Here is an 18,071-nt window from a genome sequence, read left to right as displayed (position 1 = left end):
TGGCCGGGAACACCGGCGCCACTCATGTCAGGTGCTACCTGCATTTAGACGGGTGACGACCCAGGGGTTCAGTGCGGCGGCCATGCGGACCTATCACGTCGCAATGGAGTCGGTGGCCGATGACCTCGCAGATAAGTGGATGGACGCGCAGACTGGCATATCTGTTCACGACGACATGACTGCGGCCACCCTCGAGGTGATTGGGCGTGCGGGCTTCTCGGAGCACATGGGACTCCTTGGGCCCAAGAGTGTCGGCGATCGAGACACGGCCCGGTTCCTCTCCGCTTTGTCGCGGACACTGGAATGGGCGAGCACATCCACCAACGACTTGCCGATCATCGGCGGCCTGCGTGAGGCGTTGACGTCTCAGCAGCGACGACGTGATATCGACTTTGCTCGTTCGTACATTGACTCCATCGTTGAGGCGCGAGCGAGCAGCAGCTCAGAACGCGCCGATGACCTGCTGTCCCTGATGCTCGGCACTACCGATCCCGAGACAGGAAAGCAGCTGCCACGGGACAACATCCGGGACTAAGTACTCACGTTCCTCGTTGCTGGCCACGAGACCACTGCGGCGTTAATGGAGGTCGCACTCTTCTACCTTGCGACCCAGCCCGAGGTCTCGGACCTGACCGCTGCAGGATCGATCCCCTCCACGACCAGCACGTTGACCGGGTAGTGCGCCATTTGCCTGTCCGATCCACCGTTGTCGTGGACGCCGAAACACTTCCGGACGTGCTGGTTCACGTTGACGACGAGCAAACGGTCGCGAAAGACCTCACCGGCTCGCCGGTGTCGATCGGCTCGACAAGCCGAGTCCGCGGCTGGATCGATCCGGCGGATCGACGACAGGTCGTAGTCGTCGACGATCGGGTGCTTGGCGAGGGCGACCGCGATGGGCGGGGCGATGTATAGGTATGTCACGCGCCGGCTCTGGACGAGGTCGAGGAACGTGGGCAGTTCCATCTTCGGCATCGTCACCAGCGTTCCGCGGCGATACAGGGTCAGGTTCATGATGGTGTTCATCCCGTAGATGTGGAAGAACGGGAGTACTGCCATGACCCGCGTCGGCGACCGGGTAAGGTATTCAGCACGAATAACCCCTCGACCTGAGGAGCGGCCCGTGGTTGAACAAGCCCCCGACGAGCTGTCGACCGTGCAACTCGTCGAACGCCTGCAACAACAGACCACCACCCTGGTCACCACCGAGATCCGTAACGCCCTGGATGAAATAAAGACCAAGGGGACCCGACTGGGAATCGGAGTCGGCATCTCCGGTGCCGGCACCCTGCTGGTGCTGTACGGGCTCGCCACTCTGGTAGCGGCCGCCGTCATCGGCCTGGCCATCGCCGTCCCGGCGTGGCTGTCGGCACTCATCGTCGGTGCCGCACTCGTCGCCATTGGTGGCGTCGCTACCGCCATCGGGGCGCTACGGGCCAAGGCAGCGGTGCCACCCGCCCCCGAACGCACCGCGGCAAGCGTGCAACGCGACGTCGAGACCATCAAGGAGCATCTGTGACCACGACACCCGAGGAGCCCCGCGACGCGGACTCGACAGCTACCCCACCACCCGTTGTTCCGGACGAGTCGCCACGGGTCGAAGAGCAACGGGCAGAGCTGGCCCGCACAGTGGATGCGCTGACCGACAAGCTCGACGTCCCGACCCGCCTCAATGCCGCAGCGAGCCAGAAAGCGCATGACGCCGCAACCACAGCCAAGGACAACAAGCAGACACTGATCGGCGGCGCCGTCGTCGCAGCCATGGCCATCGGAGTGATCCTGGCGATTCGTCGCCGACGTCGATAGGAGTTTCCCATGAGTACGGTGTCCAAAGCCTTCTACAAACCGCTGTCGCTGGCGACCAGCGTCTTGGGCGGTATCGCCGCCGGGGCAGTGTTCAACCAGATCTGGAAACGCGTCTCCGACAAGCCCGATGCCCCCTCGCCCACCGATCTACAGCGCACCAACTCCGAAGTGCTGACCGCGGCCGCGTTGCAAGGGCTAATCTTCGGACTCGTGCGTGCGGCGGTCGATCGCGCCGGAGCGCGCGGCTACAAAGCCGTCACACACGAAGATCCGGCATGATCCCGATGACGCCCTGACACCCAGCGCCTGCCCGGGGGCATCGGCTACGGCGACGGGGCGCAGTTGCGTGACAACCGGTGTCAGTTCTGCTCGTACAAAGCAGCGCTCTGCGACGCCTGGACCCACACGGGAGATCAGTCGAACCAACGACAGACGCAACCAAAGCTCGTCGAGAGCGTTTCGTTTCGATGTCTTGCAGGGGGCTCTGTTCCGACCACCGATTCGAGTCCGGCGGCCGATTCGAGTCCGGCGGTGAGGTTCTGGAGAGTGGTGAACGCAGCCACCGTTGACGAAGCCATGCGCACGATGGCATCCATGGGACTCTCCCGCCACGCCCAGTTGTCGCCGCACCTCCTGCGTAAACGGCCTGTGCGCGACAACGTTCCTACGCCGATCTCCACGAATGGCTGGCACAGGCCAACTCATCGACGACGCCCTCTCGTCGTGGCGGGCGACTGGGCAGCTGCCGACGCCGACACATTTTCACCACCGGCAGTGCCCCGGGGGTGAGAACGGGGTCTACAGGGTGACGAGCTCGATCAGGAGTTCTTCTCGGTGTCCTCGACCAGCTCGTGCTCGTGCTCGGCGCGCTGGTCGAGTTCCTCGCTGTCGAGATGCTTGGGAGACTTGGCGTGCTCCCGATGATCGGGGTGCACCGTCTCAGTCGGGACCATCACGTCATCCAGGGTGGGTTCGTCATTGCTCATGGTTTAACAATAACCACTCACGGTGACACCCAAACCCGTCCCGCTTAGTGCCCGGCCATCTCGTCCTTGACCTTGCCTGCAGCATCCTTCACGCTTCTGACGCCGCCCTTGACCGCGGACGATGCCTAATCGCCCTTGCCTTCGTCCTTGATGTCAACGGCCAGATTGAGGTCCTGAGCGCCGGCGGCATCGCGTTCTTACTTGTTCGATCACCCTTAATAGGGTGCAGGGAAGTGAAATGCCTGCCGAGGTCGACGACGTCGAGTGTTTGACGACGCGATCAAGGGCACGATCTCACGGGCGAACGACTGTTCAGAATCTCGAGTGGTTCGAGGTCGTCGAGACTAGAGGTCATATCGACAACGGCACGGTGGCCCACTTCCAGGTCACCCCAAAACGGGTTTCCGCCTCAACGAATCGTGAGTCTGCGGACGGTGACTTGCCGTTCCCCGCGTTGATCATTGACTTGCAAGGTGACGGCCCGACCACCGAGGGCGGGGCGTCGCGCGCAGCCTGTGCCACAGCACCTTGAGGACCCGGAAACCGGGTCCGGATGTTCCGACCACCGCTGCACGTGATCCAGTGACATGGCCACGGCCATCAGAACAAGCGGCGCCATGAGGCCGACGAACATCGCACTTCCCTCCCCTGGTGACGCGCACTCGGCGTCACGCCTTCCCGTCGTCTCGTTCGGGCGCACTCGGCGCCTGGTTTAACCTCGATCCACCGATCGGCTTTTGCGGTGTGGTGAAAAGTGTTGAGCACGTTCGGCCTGGGTGGCGGGCATGAGTCAGTTGCCGATCTCTGATGTCGGCTTGTTTCACCGGGTTTCGGGATCGAGGCTGTTGGGCCGGGGTGGTTAGGGCCAGGTTGGCGGTCTTCGGTGAATAGTGTTGTCGAACAACAGGTTCCATTCGGTTTCCCACGGCCATCGGGCGGGTAGGTGCATGGTGATGCGCCGGGCTGAGGACGCGATACGCGCCGGAATGCAGATCAGGGTGCGGCGGACCGTGGATGTGGTGGCTTTGGCCAGACGCCCGCCGCTGAGGCTGGCGGCAGCACGAGTCAGGTTGAACGCGATGACCGCACACACCAGCCAGGCGGCGTTCGCGCAGAACTTTCCCGACGGCAGATGCGCGAGCGCGGAGGCTTTGAGATCGGCGTGAACTTGTTCGATGACCGCGTGGGCGCGGTGGGTCTTGTCGGCGGTGACGGTGTCGAGGTCGCTGGTGGTGAAGAAGGCGTGGAATCGCCACACATCGAACAGGCCGTCGCCCTCGGGTCGGAAGTCGGGGATACGGCGCACCACCAGCCGCCCGGGAACCTGCAGCGCTTTGGCTTTGGAGGTGAACGCGGTGAACGCTATCTCGGCGACCTCGGCACGTGAGATCCACAGTCCGGTGTCCGCGTCGAGAATCGCGTCGGTGTACTCGATCTTTGTCCACGCATCGGCTGCGATCTCGCTGATCGCCGCACGTATCCGCAAGTCTTGGCGCACGGTGACCGATACCTGGGCGCCGGCACCGATCGCAGCACTGACGGCGCGGTGACCGTAGAACGCTGAATCCGCCCGCACCAGCACCGGCCCCGACGCGTCAGTCGACCGCAGACGCCGCACGCTAGCCAGTGTGTCGGCGATCAACCGATGGGCTCCGCGGGCGGAATTGCATGCTCCTTTGCGTAGTCGTTGAGCAGCGATCACCGGTGCACCGTGGGCGGTGCTGATGGTGGTGATCGCCGAGTTGAGCCCCCGTACCCGGGTGTAGCCGAACCCAGCGCCCTGTTTGGCCGGGCCGTGGACCTCGATGATCGAGTCGTCGATGTCGACCATCACCGGCCCGTCGATCCCGGCCAGTACCGGGGTGTGGGTGTGCAGGCCAGCGAGCGTGCGGGCGGCGATCGCATCCAATTGCCGGACATGCCCGAACCGGAACTCGCGCAGAAACGACCCCAACGTCGACGGGGCATACGGATGGTCGAACACCTTCCCCATCGCACCGTGCCGCAGTACGGCCATGTCATCGATGCTGTCGGCACCGGCCACCATGCCCGCGACCAGCGAGAACACCTTCCGATCCGGATTGGCGCCCTTGTCGGTCGGCACCGTCAGATGCTCGAGAGCCAACCCCGACAGGCCCGCTTGCTCGGCCAACGTCATCACCGGCACCAACCCCGCCGCGCCGAGGAGATTCGGATCATCACAGGATGCAGACCGGACCGGATGACTGTGAGACAATCGCATCTACGAGATGCCCTTCTGCGTGCACGGATGGAAACCTAGACAATTCCCATTCTGTCACTCAGACAGGGCATTTCGTCTATCCCTCACCGCCCAAACGAATACGAATCGGTGGATCGAGGTTTAACCGGCCACATTGAGGCTACCTTGGGACGATGAGTTTCCCATGCGACGACCACATCCGAGACGATCCTGACTCAGCGGATCCCGATGATCCGCGTAAGCCGGACTCGCTGACCGATCTGACGAAACCGTCGTTGGTCTACGTGTTACGTAAGACCGCACGCGAATTCTCCAAGGACCAGTGCACGGACCTGGCGGCCGCGCTGACCTATTACTCGGTATTGTCCTTGTTCCCGGCTCTGCTCGTGTTGGTGTCGCTGCTCGGTGTGTTCGGGCAGGGGCAACGGACAACTGATGCCGTGCTGAGGATGGTCGACGATCTCGGCCCGTCATCGGCGGTCGACACGCTTCGTGGGCCGATCGAGCAGATAGTCACTGCGCCCAGTGCGGGCTTCGCCCTGGTGATCGGTTTGGTTGGCGCGGTGTGGTCGGCATCCGGGTACGTCGGCGCGTTCGGTCGTGCGATGAACCGGATGTACGAGATCGATGAGGGCCGGCCGATCTGGAAGCTGCGGCCGCTCATGCTGCTGGTCACGCTGGTGGCGTTGATCATGACTGCGGCTGTCGCGTTCATGCTGGCCGTGAGTGGTCCGGTAGCGAAGTCGCTCGGCGATGTGATCGGTGTCGGCGACACAGCGCAGGCGGTCTGGAGTGTCACGCGGTGGCCGGTGGTCCTCGTCTTCGTCATTTTGATCGTGGCGATCCTGTATTGGGTCACCCCGAACGTGCAGCAGCCGAAGTTCCGGTGGGTCAGCGCGGGCGCGGTTCTGGCGATCGTCACCTGGATCGCCGCGTCGGCGTTGTTCGCCTTCTACGTGTCCGAGTTCAGCAACTACAACAAGACGTATGGCGTGTTGTCGGGGGTCATCGTGTTCCTGCTGTGGCTCTGGCTCACGAATCTCGCTCTGCTTTTCGGCGCGGAGTTTGATTCCGAGCTCGAACGAGGCCGCCAACTCCAGGCCGGATTGCCGGCCGAGGAACACCTGCAGCTTCCGCCCCGCGACACGCGAGCGGCGGACAAGAAAGAGCATGCCGACAAGAAATTCGTGAAACGTGCTCGCGCGTTGCGCGAGTCACGCGGTGAGCAGACCTGAGACGCAGTCCGCACTGCTGGTCAGCGGTGTCGGAAACGCGCACTCAGGAACGCAACTGCCAGTGCAGCACAACGGTGGTTCCCTCGTCGCCGGTCGACGTGGTGACAGCGTCGCTCAATACGGCCATCAACGCGATGCCGCGACCACGAAGGGGGACTCTCAGGATACATGATGACACGTCCTCCGGCCGATATGCCCCGCGACTACTCCGACCATGCCGACCTCATGGCGGCGCTCAGTGCAGAGAACGACATCGACGTCCAGGCAGCTATCCGTGCTGCTGTGGACAAGTACGGAGTACTGCCAGATCAGGTCACAGCGGCCAGTCTCCTCGCGATCGACACCTACGGGCACTGGAACCGGGCCGGGAAGCCCGTTCTCGAGGACCGGGATCTGTACGAAGCGCTGTGGGCATACGCTGACGCCATCGACCACAGCGACGCCGGATGGATCGAGTCGTTGGATGAGTTGGCGAGGCTCGCCGCCGAAGGCCGGTACTACTCCCAGGGAGGTCGCAACGACGACCTGCTGGCGGCACTGGCGACGTCGCGGCGACTCGCCGCAGCCAGTGACGAAATCCTGCTCGCTGCCGTCCAATCTGCCCGCGACGCAGGAAGGTCATGGGACTTCATCGGGGAGGCGCTGGGCATCGCGCGTCAGAACGCCTACCGGCGCTATGCCCACAGGCTTCGCACACCCGTCAAGACGAAACGAGCCTGACGCGCACCCGATCACAGCATCGATCCTGTGGTGAGGCGTGTCAGCTCACTAGCGTCCGGGGATCGTCATCAGAGTCGTCGACGTCGTGAACGTCGGTGGTCAGGGTGAATCCGCTGCGAAACAGGGGAGCGAGGTTGTCGACTGCCTGGTCGAGTTTCTTGCCGCTCAACAACCCAGTGCGAGCTGAGATGATCGCGCAGACGGAGAGTGTGAACGCGTGGAGTGTCGGTCAAACGAACTACGCGCGGGAGACCGGTGCGAAGAAGAAGATATGGGAAGCCCTCGCAGGTGCTTGCAATCAGTGCGCTCCACTTGATGGAGTGAAGGTGGATCTCGACGATGAGTTCCCCGGGGGAGTTCTGATGCCCGCTCGACATCCTCGGTGTCGGTGTTCGGTGTACTTCGAGTATTAGTAGGGGATGGCATGGCGGGACCAATACGACGTGACCATCGCTTTCACGTATTCGTCGTCGAGCTTGACATTAGAAATCCGAACGTTCCTGTGTTTACGTTCGCAAGAACTAACGACCGAGGTTGGGCCTTGACCCCGGATCGTGGACACGATGTCATTTCGGTTATGCCGCTTCCGTGAGGGTAGCTGATCTCGCGGCCGCGTAGGTGTTCTCGTAGCTGTTCGGGGTGATCTGGCCGATCGCGGAGTGGCGTCGGCGCGTGTTGTATCGGTTCGTCCACCGGAACACGGCCCGGTGGGCGGTGGCTTGATCGGGGAACGCCGACGCGCCTTGGAGGAGCTCGCGTTTGAGCGCGGCGTTGAAGCTCTCGGCCAGCGAGTTGTCGGCGCTCGTGCCCACCGCGCCCATGGACTGGGTCACCTTGAGCTGCTCGCAGAGTGCTGCGTAGGCTTTCGACGCGTAGACCGAGCCGTGGTCGCTGTGGAACACTGCGCCGGCCAGCGATCCGCGGTCGCGGTGCGCGCCGCGGAGAGCGCCTTCGACGAGTTCGGTGCGCATGTGGTCGGCGACCTGCCAGCCGGCGAGCTTGCGCGACCCGAGGTCGATGCAGGTCGCCAGATACAGGTTGCTGCCGTCATCGATGGGGAGGTAGGTGATATCGCCGACATACCTGCGGTTCGGCTCCCCGGTGCTGAAGTCCCGCCCGATCAGGTCGGGGAACTTCCGTCCGGACTGGTCCGGGATCGTGGTCTTCACCCGGCGGCGCAGTCGGATCCCGCGAGCGCGTGTTCCCGCATCACCCGAGCGACCCGCTTATGATTCACCCGCCCGGCGGCGGGGACGCCGTCGTTGAGGTCGGCAGTGATCCTCGGTGCCCCGTAGGTGCGGTCACCACCCTGCGCGGGGTCCTGCAGCACCCGGATCCGTGCCGCCAACCGGGCGTCGTCCGCGGCTCGCGCGGCCCGTCCCGGGGCTGCGGCCAGCCACGCGTAGAACGAGGACCGGGCGATCTCGATGACCTCACACAACCGCTTCACGCCGTAGGCGTCCTTGTGGTCCTCGACGAACTGGAAGCGGTTCACCAGTTCGTCTCCGCAGCGAAATACTTCGCCGCCTGACGGAGGATGTCCCGCTCCGTCTCGAGCTTGACCTGCTCCGCTCTCGAGACCGCTAACTCGGCTTCCAACCGGATGATCCTCGCCGCCTGCGACTCCGACCGCACCGACACAGGCGGCGACACCGAACCGGCCGCAGCGGTCCCGGATCCGAGCTTGTCGACCCATTCCTTCAACGCACCACGGGAGATCCCCAAATCGGCCGCGATCGCTTTCAGCGTCGCGCCCGGCGTGGACTCGTACAAATCCACCGCACGCTGCCGGAACTCGTCCGTGTAGTTCTTCCTTGCCATCCCTCAGATTCTCGCTTCCCCAGCATCGTGCTGGAATCAGCGTGTCCAAGATCAGGGGTCAAGCCCCGGCGCATTCTGACATCTTGTTGGCACTGCATGTCAGCGACACTCATCAGCGGGCGTGCATACGATGGGATACGGCCAGCCGTCTTGGAACACAAGCGCTTTCTAGGCCGATGGCCGCCCGAGATCACCACCAACCCGAGGAGATCGACATGGCAAACGGCAATCGTGCAGTACTGTTCGACAGCCCGAAACACATGAAAGTCGAGGAACTCGACTTCCCCAAGTTGGAGATGCCGAATGGCAAGAAGGCGCCACATGGCGCCATCCTGAAGATGGTCGCGACGAACATTTGCGGCAGCGACCTACACATCTACCGTGGGTCCTTTCCCGTTCCCCAGGGCATGGTCATGGGACACGAGATGACCGGCGAGGTCGTCGAGGTCGGCCCGGACGTGGAGTTTCTGACCGAGGGCGATCTGGTCTCGGTACCGTTCAACGTTGCGTGCGGACGATGTCGAAACTGCCGCGCGCGTCGCACAGAGGTCTGCGAGACGACCAACGCAGATGTGAGTTGCGCCGCCTACGGCTTCAATCTCGGAAACTGGGACGGCGGACAGGCCGAATATCTGTTCGTGCCGTACGCCGACTTCCAGCTCCTGCGCTTCCCCGACAAAGACCAGGCCATGGAGAAGATCCGAGATCTCGCCTTGCTCTCGGACATTCTGCCGACCGCGTTTCACGGACTCATGGAAGCGGGCGCCAAACCAGGATCCACCGTCTATATCGCCGGCGCTGGCCCCGTCGGGCGCTGCGGAGCCGCGGCGGCACGACTGCTCGGGGCCTCGTGCATCATCGTCGGCGACTACCATCAAGACCGGTTGGACCTGGTCAAAAGCAACGGCTGCGAGACTATTGATCTCAGTCAAGACATCCCCCTCACCGATCAGATCGAGGCAATCCTCGGCGAGCCCATGGTCGATTGCGCCGTCGACTATGTCGGCACCGAAGCTCACGGTATCGGTGCTGACGCGCAGTCCATGGACCCCGCAAACGCGATCAATCAGGTTCTCGACGCCACCAGGGCCGGCGGAGCTACTGGCGTTATCGGCGTCTACGGGCCCGACCCACTTGCCGCGTCGAAGGATGAGCAACAGGGCACCTATCCGATCGACTTCGGTAAGGCCTGGATCAAGTCGCCACGCGTGACGGCAGGGCAGGCACCGATCATGCACTACAACCGCGAACTGATGATGGCCATCCTCTGGGACCGCATGCCCTACCTCAGCGCAATGCTCAACACCCAGGTCATCAGCCTCGACGAGGCGCCCGCCGCCTACGAGACCTTCGACCAGGGCTCGCCGAACAAATTCATCATCGACCCCCACGGGATGCTCTCAGCCTGAGCGCTACCAGCTACCTAGACGTGGTCGGCCCTGTGTCTGCACAGAAGCGCAGACACAGGGCCGATGGTTTACTAAAGCGAGAACCTAACCCACTGGCGGTGATCACGAGATGGTCGATACACACGACATTGAACTCCCAGTGTTCGAACATTGGTCTACGGCCGACACCACCGACGACACTATTGGCGACCGATGGGCGCAGATCCGTCGACACAGTTACACCGACGTCGCTACCGATCCCGTTCTTCCAGGCTTCTACGGCGACGTTGCTCTTGGCCGATACACCAATTTCACGTTGTCGACCAAGCGCGCCAACGCCGAGGACGCCCGTCGCTCGGCAACCCGCATCGCGCGGGGACATGACGCCGATGAGTATCTCTTCGCAACGTTCCAGATCCGTGGTAGCTGCCTGATCGAGCAGGCCGACCACACCCACCTCGCCGCACCCGGATCGCTGTTCATCTACGACAGCTCCCTGCCGTTCCGCATGCGCGCCGATGGACCCTACGAGCAGGTGGTCGTCCAGGTGGGCGCCGATCGCGCCTTCGCACTAGCCGGCATGGACCGCACCACCGATATCCTCGCCACACCCATGGAGTGTTCTGGAGTTCTCTCCGCTGTGTCTGCATTCTTCACCCAACTGGCCCACTACCAGGCCGACGACCCCGTCGCAGCAGCCCGACTCGAACCGCACGCAGCCTCATTAGCCGTGTCTTTGCTACGGCTGACTAGCCCCCTACGCCCGCCGGCCGAGATACCCGCGCTCCTTCGTCGCGATCAAGTAATCGCCTACATTCATGCACACCTCACCGACCCTGACCTCGACGCCGACCGCATCGCCGATGCGGTGAGATTGTCCCGCAGAAGCCTCTACCGACTCTTTCACGACACCGACTACACGCTCATGGACTACCTGCGCAGGGCCCGCGTTGAAGCCGCACAGAACCTGCTCCGCAACCACCCCACAAAGTCTATTTCTCACATCTCGCGGGAAGCGGGCTTCAACGACGAACGCTCGTTCTACCGCACCTTCCGAACCATCACAGGCATGACGCCGAACGACTACCGCGAACAGTTCCATTAGCCGCCCGGCCACGCAGTCGTCTCCCCCGCTCGCCTAACCGAACCAGCATGCACGCCGCCTGGTTTCCCGACGTGAGCGCGCCCCAAAGCGAGCTTGCATCAGGGTCGCGCCGACGGAATCCCGGGTGTTGACACCGGCTTTGGCCAAGGCGTGAGCGTGTCCCGTTTCAGTTACGGTGACACTGGACCGTAGCGGGATCGTCCCCGTCAAGGCGCGGGTAGACCCATTCGATGCGAGTCATCTCGCTATCGGGGCTCACGCCGCGATGGGTGGCGCAGAAGAACTCGACAAACTGCGCTCGCGTCAGCTCCGGAAACCCTTCGGCGACGACATCGGAGGCCGTTGCTCGCCCTGGCCGCAATCGACGACGGCCTGCCGACAAGATCTCGTACCGCTGTGGCGATCGCGTCTCTACTTGGGGCATCGGTGGGGTTGCCCGCGTACCTGCTGCTGCGTGAGCGCGCCCAACCGCTGGGCGACGAGGGCGGGTGAGCCGAAGTCGAGCACATCGAGGGCGTCGGTGACTATCTTTCGTCTGTGGTCAGGCAGCTCGACGTATACCTATTTGCGGAGCTGCTCGACGACGCCACCTGTCGTCGCCGCGTAGTCATCGGCGTTGGCCCGCTCGTCGTCTGTGAACGCCTGCACATCTCCCGGCCCGGCTTACGTATACGACCAGGTCAAGCAGCAGTTGCGGCTGCAGTCCGACCGGCCCACCGCCCTCCGAGAGGCGATCTACGCCTGCCGCAAAGGCGGCAGCCTCTTCATCCTCGGAGTCTTCGGCGGGTTCGTCGACAAATTCCCTCTCTGTGCGATGGTGAACAAGAGCATGACCGTGCGCGGGGCCCAGCAGCACGGCCATCGCTACATCCCCCAGATCCTGCAGCACATCGCCGACGGCGACCTCTCTACCGAGCACCTCGCCACCCACATGATGCCGCTGGACCAAGGACCCCACGGCTACGAGATGTTTAAGTACAAGCAGGACGGCTGCGTCCGGGCCGTCTTCCAACTCGACCGATGACCCAAGCAGTAAGCCAGCACCGGTCGCGGACGCGCCGGCCCTTCGAGGATCTCAGCCCACGTCCCACCTCAGGACAACCAGAAGGAAGTGATCGCGGATGCGACGGATAACGCTGCCGAGCGGGGAGTCCATCCCTGTGCTGGGCCAGGGCACCTGGGGCTGGGGTGAGGACCCCGGCCGCCGCGGCGACGAAGTCGCCGCGCTGCACGCCGGCCTCGAGCTGGGCGTGACGCTGGTCGACACCGCCGAGATGTACGCTGACGGCGGCGCGGAGGAGGTGGTCGGTGAAGCATTGGCGGGTCGCCGCGACGAGGCATTCGTGGTCAGCAAGGTCCTTCCGTCCCACGCCTCCCGTTCCGGCACGATCGCGGCCTGCGAACGCAGCCTGAAACGCCTGGGCACCGATCGGATCGACCTCTACCTGCTGCACTGGCAGGGCAGGTACCCGCTGCAGGACACCGTCGCGGCCTTCCAACAGCTCGTCGAGGACGGGAAAATCCGATACTGGGGCGTCAGCAACTTCGACCACCGGGCCCTCGCCGACCTGCAGGACGTGCCGGGCAGCAGCGGGCTGGCCACGGATCAGGTGCTGTACAACCTGTCGCGGCGAGGACCGGAGTACGACCTCCTGCCGTGGTGCGCCGACCACCAGCTGCCGGTCATGGCGTATTCGCCGATCGAGCAGGGCCGCATCCTTCACGACACGACGCTGAACGACGTCGCGGCGCGTCACAGCGTCAGCGCCGCGGCGGCGGGCATCGCCTGGGTGCTGCGCCGCGACTCGCTCTGCACGATCCCCAAGGCGAGCAGCCCGCAGCACGTGCGAGACAACGCCACAGCACTGGACGTGGAGCTGACCCGCGAAGACCTGGATGCTCTGGACCGTGCGTTCCCGCCCCCGAGCGGACCGCGACCACTAGAAATGCTGTGACCCTGACCAAGGGCGCAGCCCGGTCGGTCCGGGCAGCGCGGCAGCACCGTCGGTGAGGGTGGGAGTTGCCGGGCTTGAAAGGGGATGATTTCGCGGATGTCAGAGAACTCTGAGCCGGGCAGCGAGGCCGACGCGCGGGACAGCGGCAGCGGGTCGGTGGGCAACCTTGAGCTGTTCTTCGACCTGGTGTTCGTGTACGCCATGGCGCAGCTGACCGAGCTGGTGCGGGACGACGTTTCGTGGCGGGGTTTCGGTCATGGTGTGCTCGGCCTACTGGCGGTGTGGTGGGCCTGGGTCTGCTACACCTGGCTCACCAACACCTTCACCACGAATCGGGTGGTATTTCGCTGCCTGGTCATCGCCGCCATGGCTGCGATGCTGCTGGCCGTAAGCGCACTCCCGACCGCGTTCAGCACCGGAGCCTTCGTCTTCGGGCTTGCCCTGCTCGCCATCCGCGTCATCCACCTGGTCTTGTTCGTCGTGGACGCCTCCCACGACGACGAACACCTCCGTGCAGGCCTCCTGCGGCTGGCCCCGAGCCTGCTCATCGCACCAGTCCTGATCGCCGTCGCCGCCGCCTTCCCAGCCCCCTACCGAGAGCTGCTCTGGATCGGCGCAGCCATCATCGACTTCGGCGGACCCCTGGTCGCCGGGGTCGAGGTTTTCCGGGTAATGCCCTCCTACTTCGTCGAGCGCCACGGCAACATCATCATCATCGCGCTCGGTGAAGCCGTCGTCGGGCTGGGCACCGGGCCAGCGAGCACCTGCAGCAACCGGTCGTGCTCGCCGCCGCTGTCCTCGGAGTCCTGATCGCCGCCTCGTTGTGGTGGACCTACTTCGGTCTGACCGCCGGCGCCGAGCAACGCCTCAAAGACGCCGACGGGCCCGAACGCGCCCGACTGGCCCGCGACGCCTACAGCTACCTCCACCTTCCCCTGGTCGCCGGGGTCGCCTTCTTCGGCTTCGGCGCCAGCGTGGCGCTCGAGCACGTGTTCGACCCGTTACCGCTGCTGCCGGCCATCGCCCTCAGTGGCGGGGTGGGTCTGTTCTACGCCGCCGATGTCGCCTACCGATGGCGCGATCACCATCAGCTCGTGCCGGACCGCCTCCTCACGGCGGCCGCATCCCTGCTCATCATCCCGCCAGCACTGATCATGCCCGCATGGTCAGTGTTGACGGTTCTCACCGCGGTCGGCGCCCTGCGCCTGACGTGCGAACTCGTGCGACGGCCGCGGATCGGTCCCGCAGCCGCCGGCCAAGTCCACTGAGGCCGGAACGCCTAGGGCGTGTCTGACAATGAATCCAGGGGTCGGCTGGCACCTTCGAAGACGTGTCCGCGGTCCCCACTCGCTGAAGCTCGAGGGTGCCCGCTTTGTCGGCAGGAGCCTGCGGGACGCAGCGGCGCGCCGAGGACGCCGAGGGACTGCGCGGGGCCTGGGGCGCGGTAGAAGGCGCATGGCGCCAGGCGACCGACCGCGCATCGGCGCTCCCGGACGGCGCAGTCGACGTCTCGGTCGAGGGAGAGTGGTGCTTCTCCCAGACCCTGCGCCACCTCGTCTTCACGACCGGGCCTGGCTGAGCCGGGGGGGGCAGGACCCCAGGTCAACGAGGTGTCGACCGGTCGGCCGCCACGCCACAGGCCACACGCTCGAACGGTTTGCGGAGCCCTGGTTGCGTCGAAAGGTATTTTGCAGCAGACGGTTTGGCGCAGGTTGTGCTGAGGATGAGTGTGCTGGATATCACCGAGGTGTGCAAAGGCCTCGCCGAGAAACTGGGTGCCGCACGCACCGCGACGGACGGACATACGCCTATTCCATTCGAGGTTCTTGATGTACTTGAGCAGGCGGTGAGGCGGGCAATTGAGACTAGACGCCCGTTTAGCCCGAGGCCAGGGAGAGGATGGCGGCAATCTGGGATTCGGGTGCATGGAGATCCTCCGCGTCGGATGATGTCGAATGACGGCCCCGCGGTGAAACTGTCCTCAGTGACAGCCGATGTGTGAGTTCGGCGTGGATTCTTGCAGGTCGGCGAGTTCGAAGTCCTAGTGTCCTGAGTCATTAATTCGTGTGCAGTAGTGGGCGATGGAGTCGAGGATCTGGTCAGCGGTCTTGACCCACACGTAGGGGCGGGGGTTGTCGTTCCAGGTCTCGATCCACGCTCTGATGTCGGCGTTGAGTGCTCGTACGGTGCGGTGGGTGGAGCGTTGGAGTTTCTTGGTGGTCAGTTCGGCGAACCAGCGTTCGACGAGGTTCATCCAGGATGAGCTGGTGGGGGTGAAGTGGACAACAAACCGTGGGTGCGCGGTCAGCCATCGTTTGACCGCGGGTGTCTTGTGGGTGGAGGCGTTGTCCATGACCAGGTGGACGTCGAGCTCGTCGGGTACTTCGGCGTCGATCTTGCGGAGGAATCCGATGAATTCTGTTGCGCGATGCCGTGAGTGAAGCGAACCGATGACTTTTCCCGACGCGATGTCCAACGCCGCGTACAGGCTGGAGGTGCTGTTGCGCACGTAGTCGTGGCTGGCCCGTTGCGGGGTGCCCGGGAGCATGGGAAAGATCGGCTGGGTGCGATCGAGAGCTTGGATCTGGGTCTTCTCGTCAACGCAGAGCACCAGGGCACGTTCGGGTGGGTTCATGTAGAGCCCGACGACGTCGCGGACCTTCTCGGTGAACATGGGATCTTTCGACAGCTTCCACGAATCCTGTTTGTGTGGAGCCAATCCGAACGCTCTCCATACACGCGAAACAGTTGACTGCGACATGCCGAGATGCTCAGCCATCGACCGAGTCGACCAGTGTGTCGCATTCTTCGGCGTGGTCTCGAGAGTTGCGGTGATCAGGTCTTTGATCTGCTCGTCGTCGACGGTTCGAGGTCGCCCGGGCCGGGGTTCGTCGAGCAACCCCTCGCAGCGGTGCTCGACGAACCGGCCTCGCCATCGCCGCACGGTACCTCGGTTGAGGCCGAGTCGTTGTGCCACTTCGGTATTCGACCCGCCATCAGCGGCAGCGAGAACGATTCGTGATCGCATCGCCAAACCCGAGGCCGTCGTTCGCCGACGCGCCCACCCTTCGAGCTCACGGCGCTCGTCATCGGTCAGAACAATATCCACTGCTCGCGGACCCCGGGTTGCCATTCCCCAGTCTATCAACCGAATGACAATTAATGACTCAGGACACTAGCGGTAGGCGATCACGGTGCCGACGGTCATGGCAACAGCGAATGCGGAGAACGCTGCGGCCCGTAGATAGCGATTCTTCACTTGACGCGGCGTCGTCCCAGTGTGAGTGTGAGGAAGTCAGAGGTTTGCCAAGCACAACCATTTGGAGACTCGCCATGAAGGCTGTCGTCTATCAGGGGCCCAGAGATGTCGCGGTCACGGATGTTCCGGACGCGAAGATCGAACGTCCCACCGATGTGCTGGTCAAGGTGACAACGACCAATATCTGCGGCTCGGACCTGCACATGTATGAGGGCCGGACCTCCTTCGAGCAGGGCCGCACGTTCGGCCACGAGAACATGGGGGAGGTGGTGGAGGTCGGTCAGGGCGTGGAGAAGGTCAAGGTGGGCGACCGGGTCGTGCTGCCCTTCAACATCTCGTGTGGGTTCTGCAAGAACTGCGAGCGCGGTCTCACGAATTACTGCCTGACCACGCAGCCTGACCCGTCCGCCGCCGGTGCGGCATACGGATTTGCGGACATGGGCCCGTACGGCGGAGGCCAAGCGGAGCTGCTCCGGGTCCCCTTCGGCGACCACAACGCGCTGCGCCTGGGTGAGGATGCGCAGGAGAAGGAGAACGACTACGTCATGCTCTCCGACATCTTCCCCACCGGTTACCACGCCACCGAGATGGCCGGCGTGATCCCGGGCGACAGCGTCGTGATCGCCGGGGCCGGACCGGTGGGGCTGATGGCTGCCCTGTCCGCGACGAACGCGGTGCGCTTCACCGGCGGGATCGGCACCGTCGGCGTGTTCGTCCCCCAGGATCCGGGTGCCGAGGACGACTTGGCCAAGCAGGGCAAGGCGGCCATCGACTTCGGCACCCACTGGTTCAAGGGGCAGACCATGGGCAACGGTCAAGCCCCGGTCAAGAAGTACAACCGCCGGCTCCGGGACCTGATCGCGGCTGACAAGGCGAAGCCGTCCTGGATCGTCTCCCACGAGATCTCGCTGGAAGAGGCCGCCGACGCCTACAGGAACTTCGACGCCCGGTCCGAGGGCTGGACCAAGGTCGTCATCAAGCCAGGTACGTCCAGCGGAAAGAAGGCGAACTGACATGGCAGCAGATCTGCAGGGCAGGAGAGTCGCGATCCTCGCCGCGGACGGGGTCGAACGCGTCGAGCTCGAGCAACCCCGCGAGGCACTGGACAGGGCCGGCGCCCGGACCGAGGTCCTGTCGATCCACGACGGCGAGATCAAGGCCCGTAAGAACGACCTGGATGAAGCGGGCACGTTCACCGTCGACGGGCTGGTCGCCGACGCCTCGATGGGCGACTACGACGCCCTGCTGCTTCCCGGCGGCACGGTGAACCCCGACCAGCTCCGGGTCGACGAGGACGCTGTCGCGTTCGTCCGCGATTTCGTCGAGAGTGGCAAGCCTGTGGCGGCGATCTGTCACGGGCCTTGGACGTTGATCGAGGCCGGTGTGGTTACTGGTCGCACCCTGACGTCCTTCCCGAGCATCCGCACGGACCTGCGCAACGCCGGCGCGAACGTCGTCGACCAGGAGGTCGTGGTCGACAAGAATCTCATCACCAGCCGCACGCCCGACGATCTGTCGGCGTTCTGCGACGCGCTCGTGTCCCAACTCGCCGGCACCACGACAAAGGAATAGGAG

The 18,071-nt window shown here is 64.0% G+C and carries 18 protein-coding genes and 4 pseudogenes; 16 read left to right on the top strand and 6 right to left on the bottom strand.

All coding sequences use genetic code 11. The features are described 5' to 3' along the window. Positions 1–82: 82 nt before the first annotated feature. Positions 83–679: pseudogene (locus LK459_RS09935) on the top strand (cytochrome P450). On the opposite strand, the gene LK459_RS09930 reads toward LK459_RS09935, so the two are convergent. Next, the gene (locus LK459_RS09930) at positions 598–1,059 is read right to left on the bottom strand and encodes an AMP-binding protein (RefSeq protein ID WP_407648765.1); all 462 of its coding nucleotides are present in this window, start codon (positions 1,057–1,059) and stop codon (positions 598–600) included. The pseudogene LK459_RS09935 and the gene LK459_RS09930 overlap by 82 nt on opposite strands. 64 nt (positions 1,060–1,123) lie before the next feature. Between LK459_RS09930 and LK459_RS09925 the strand changes: the two genes are divergently transcribed. The 3 genes from LK459_RS09925 to LK459_RS09915 are packed head-to-tail and all read left to right on the top strand — an operon-like array spanning position 1,124 to position 2,085. Further along, entirely contained in the window at positions 1,124–1,519 is a 396-nt protein-coding gene (locus LK459_RS09925) for a phage holin family protein (protein ID WP_064870154.1), read from the top strand. Continuing rightward, on the top strand, positions 1,516–1,806 hold the full coding sequence (locus LK459_RS09920; RefSeq protein ID WP_227923064.1) for a DUF3618 domain-containing protein: 291 nt from the start codon (positions 1,516–1,518) through the stop codon (positions 1,804–1,806). The genes LK459_RS09925 and LK459_RS09920 overlap by 4 nt, the downstream gene beginning before the upstream one ends. Positions 1,807–1,815: 9 nt before the next feature. Further along, positions 1,816–2,085, top strand: a complete 270-nt coding sequence (locus tag LK459_RS09915; protein WP_005203148.1) for a DUF4235 domain-containing protein — start codon at positions 1,816–1,818, stop codon at positions 2,083–2,085. A 539-nt stretch (positions 2,086–2,624) separates the two neighbouring features. On the opposite strand, the gene LK459_RS09910 is transcribed toward LK459_RS09915, so the two are convergent. Continuing rightward, on the bottom strand, positions 2,625–2,792 hold the full coding sequence (locus LK459_RS09910) for a hypothetical protein (RefSeq protein ID WP_197494568.1): 168 nt from the start codon (positions 2,790–2,792) through the stop codon (positions 2,625–2,627). A 270-nt stretch (positions 2,793–3,062) separates the two neighbouring features. On the opposite strand from LK459_RS09910, the pseudogene LK459_RS09905 reads away from it, so the two are divergent. After that, positions 3,063–3,189: pseudogene (locus LK459_RS09905) on the top strand (dodecin family protein); the annotation flags it as partial. Positions 3,190–3,651: 462 nt separating this feature from the next. Here LK459_RS09905 and LK459_RS09900 read toward each other — a convergent pair. Further along, the gene (locus LK459_RS09900) at positions 3,652–5,034 is read right to left on the bottom strand and encodes an IS1380 family transposase (protein ID WP_064868524.1); all 1,383 of its coding nucleotides are present in this window, start codon (positions 5,032–5,034) and stop codon (positions 3,652–3,654) included. Positions 5,035–5,186: 152 nt separating this feature from the next. On the opposite strand from LK459_RS09900, the gene LK459_RS09895 reads away from it, so the two are divergent. Together LK459_RS09895 and LK459_RS09890 are read left to right on the top strand one after the other, a co-directional pair. Beyond that, positions 5,187–6,248 carry a YihY/virulence factor BrkB family protein gene (locus tag LK459_RS09895; protein WP_227923063.1) on the top strand — a complete coding sequence of 354 codons (1,062 nt, stop codon included), beginning with the start codon at positions 5,187–5,189 and terminating at the stop codon, positions 6,246–6,248. 171 nt (positions 6,249–6,419) lie between these two features. Next, on the top strand, positions 6,420–6,968 hold the full coding sequence (locus LK459_RS09890) for a hypothetical protein (protein WP_227923061.1): 549 nt from the start codon (positions 6,420–6,422) through the stop codon (positions 6,966–6,968). A gap of 40 nt (positions 6,969–7,008) precedes the next feature. Here LK459_RS09890 and LK459_RS23160 read toward each other — a convergent pair whose 3' ends face one another. Continuing rightward, a complete protein-coding gene (locus LK459_RS23160) occupies positions 7,009–7,137 on the bottom strand; it encodes a hypothetical protein (protein ID WP_265416863.1) in 129 nt (42 codons plus the stop codon). A 19-nt stretch (positions 7,138–7,156) separates the two neighbouring features. Between LK459_RS23160 and LK459_RS23270 the strand changes: the two genes are divergently transcribed. Further along, entirely contained in the window at positions 7,157–7,381 is a 225-nt protein-coding gene (locus LK459_RS23270) for a phage minor head protein (protein ID WP_188589019.1), read from the top strand. Between the two features lie 162 nt (positions 7,382–7,543). Here the strand turns inward: LK459_RS23270 and LK459_RS09880 are convergent. Next, positions 7,544–8,789, bottom strand: a pseudogene (locus tag LK459_RS09880) (IS3 family transposase). A gap of 215 nt (positions 8,790–9,004) precedes the next feature. Between LK459_RS09880 and LK459_RS09875 the strand changes: the two are divergent. The 6 genes and pseudogenes from LK459_RS09875 (at position 9,005) to LK459_RS09850 (ending at position 14,816) form a co-directional block, all read left to right on the top strand. Further along, the gene (locus LK459_RS09875; RefSeq protein ID WP_064862424.1) at positions 9,005–10,198 is read left to right on the top strand and encodes an alcohol dehydrogenase catalytic domain-containing protein; all 1,194 of its coding nucleotides are present in this window, start codon (positions 9,005–9,007) and stop codon (positions 10,196–10,198) included. A gap of 109 nt (positions 10,199–10,307) precedes the next feature. After that, a complete protein-coding gene (locus LK459_RS09870) occupies positions 10,308–11,282 on the top strand; it encodes a helix-turn-helix domain-containing protein (RefSeq protein WP_227923059.1) in 975 nt (324 codons plus the stop codon). A gap of 634 nt (positions 11,283–11,916) precedes the next feature. Beyond that, complete coding sequence (locus tag LK459_RS09865; RefSeq protein ID WP_227923058.1) at positions 11,917–12,306, top strand: MDR/zinc-dependent alcohol dehydrogenase-like family protein; 390 nt, start codon at positions 11,917–11,919, stop codon at positions 12,304–12,306. Positions 12,307–12,442: 136 nt separating this feature from the next. Beyond that, the gene (locus LK459_RS09860; protein WP_227923055.1) at positions 12,443–13,237 is read left to right on the top strand and encodes an aldo/keto reductase; all 795 of its coding nucleotides are present in this window, start codon (positions 12,443–12,445) and stop codon (positions 13,235–13,237) included. An 84-nt stretch (positions 13,238–13,321) separates the two neighbouring features. Then, positions 13,322–14,505, top strand: a pseudogene (locus tag LK459_RS09855) (low temperature requirement protein A). 104 nt (positions 14,506–14,609) lie between these two features. Beyond that, on the top strand, positions 14,610–14,816 hold the full coding sequence (locus tag LK459_RS09850; protein WP_227923054.1) for a hypothetical protein: 207 nt from the start codon (positions 14,610–14,612) through the stop codon (positions 14,814–14,816). Between the two features lie 462 nt (positions 14,817–15,278). On the opposite strand, the gene LK459_RS09845 is transcribed toward LK459_RS09850, so the two are convergent. After that, positions 15,279–16,370 carry an IS630 family transposase gene (locus tag LK459_RS09845; protein WP_227923052.1) on the bottom strand — a complete coding sequence of 364 codons (1,092 nt, stop codon included), beginning with the start codon at positions 16,368–16,370 and terminating at the stop codon, positions 15,279–15,281. 200 nt (positions 16,371–16,570) lie between these two features. On the opposite strand from LK459_RS09845, the gene LK459_RS09840 reads away from it, so the two are divergent. Continuing rightward, a complete protein-coding gene (locus LK459_RS09840; RefSeq protein WP_227923051.1) occupies positions 16,571–17,509 on the top strand; it encodes a glutathione-independent formaldehyde dehydrogenase in 939 nt (312 codons plus the stop codon). 1 nt (position 17,510) lies between these two features. Beyond that, on the top strand, positions 17,511–18,068 hold the full coding sequence (locus LK459_RS09835) for a type 1 glutamine amidotransferase domain-containing protein (RefSeq protein ID WP_227923049.1): 558 nt from the start codon (positions 17,511–17,513) through the stop codon (positions 18,066–18,068). Positions 18,069–18,071: the final 3 nt, after the last annotated feature.

The sequence above is a fragment of the Gordonia otitidis genome (assembly GCF_020735545.1).
Classification (GTDB): Bacteria; Actinomycetota; Actinomycetes; order Mycobacteriales; family Mycobacteriaceae; genus Gordonia; species Gordonia otitidis.
This window is presented reverse-complemented; position numbering and strand designations above follow the sequence as displayed.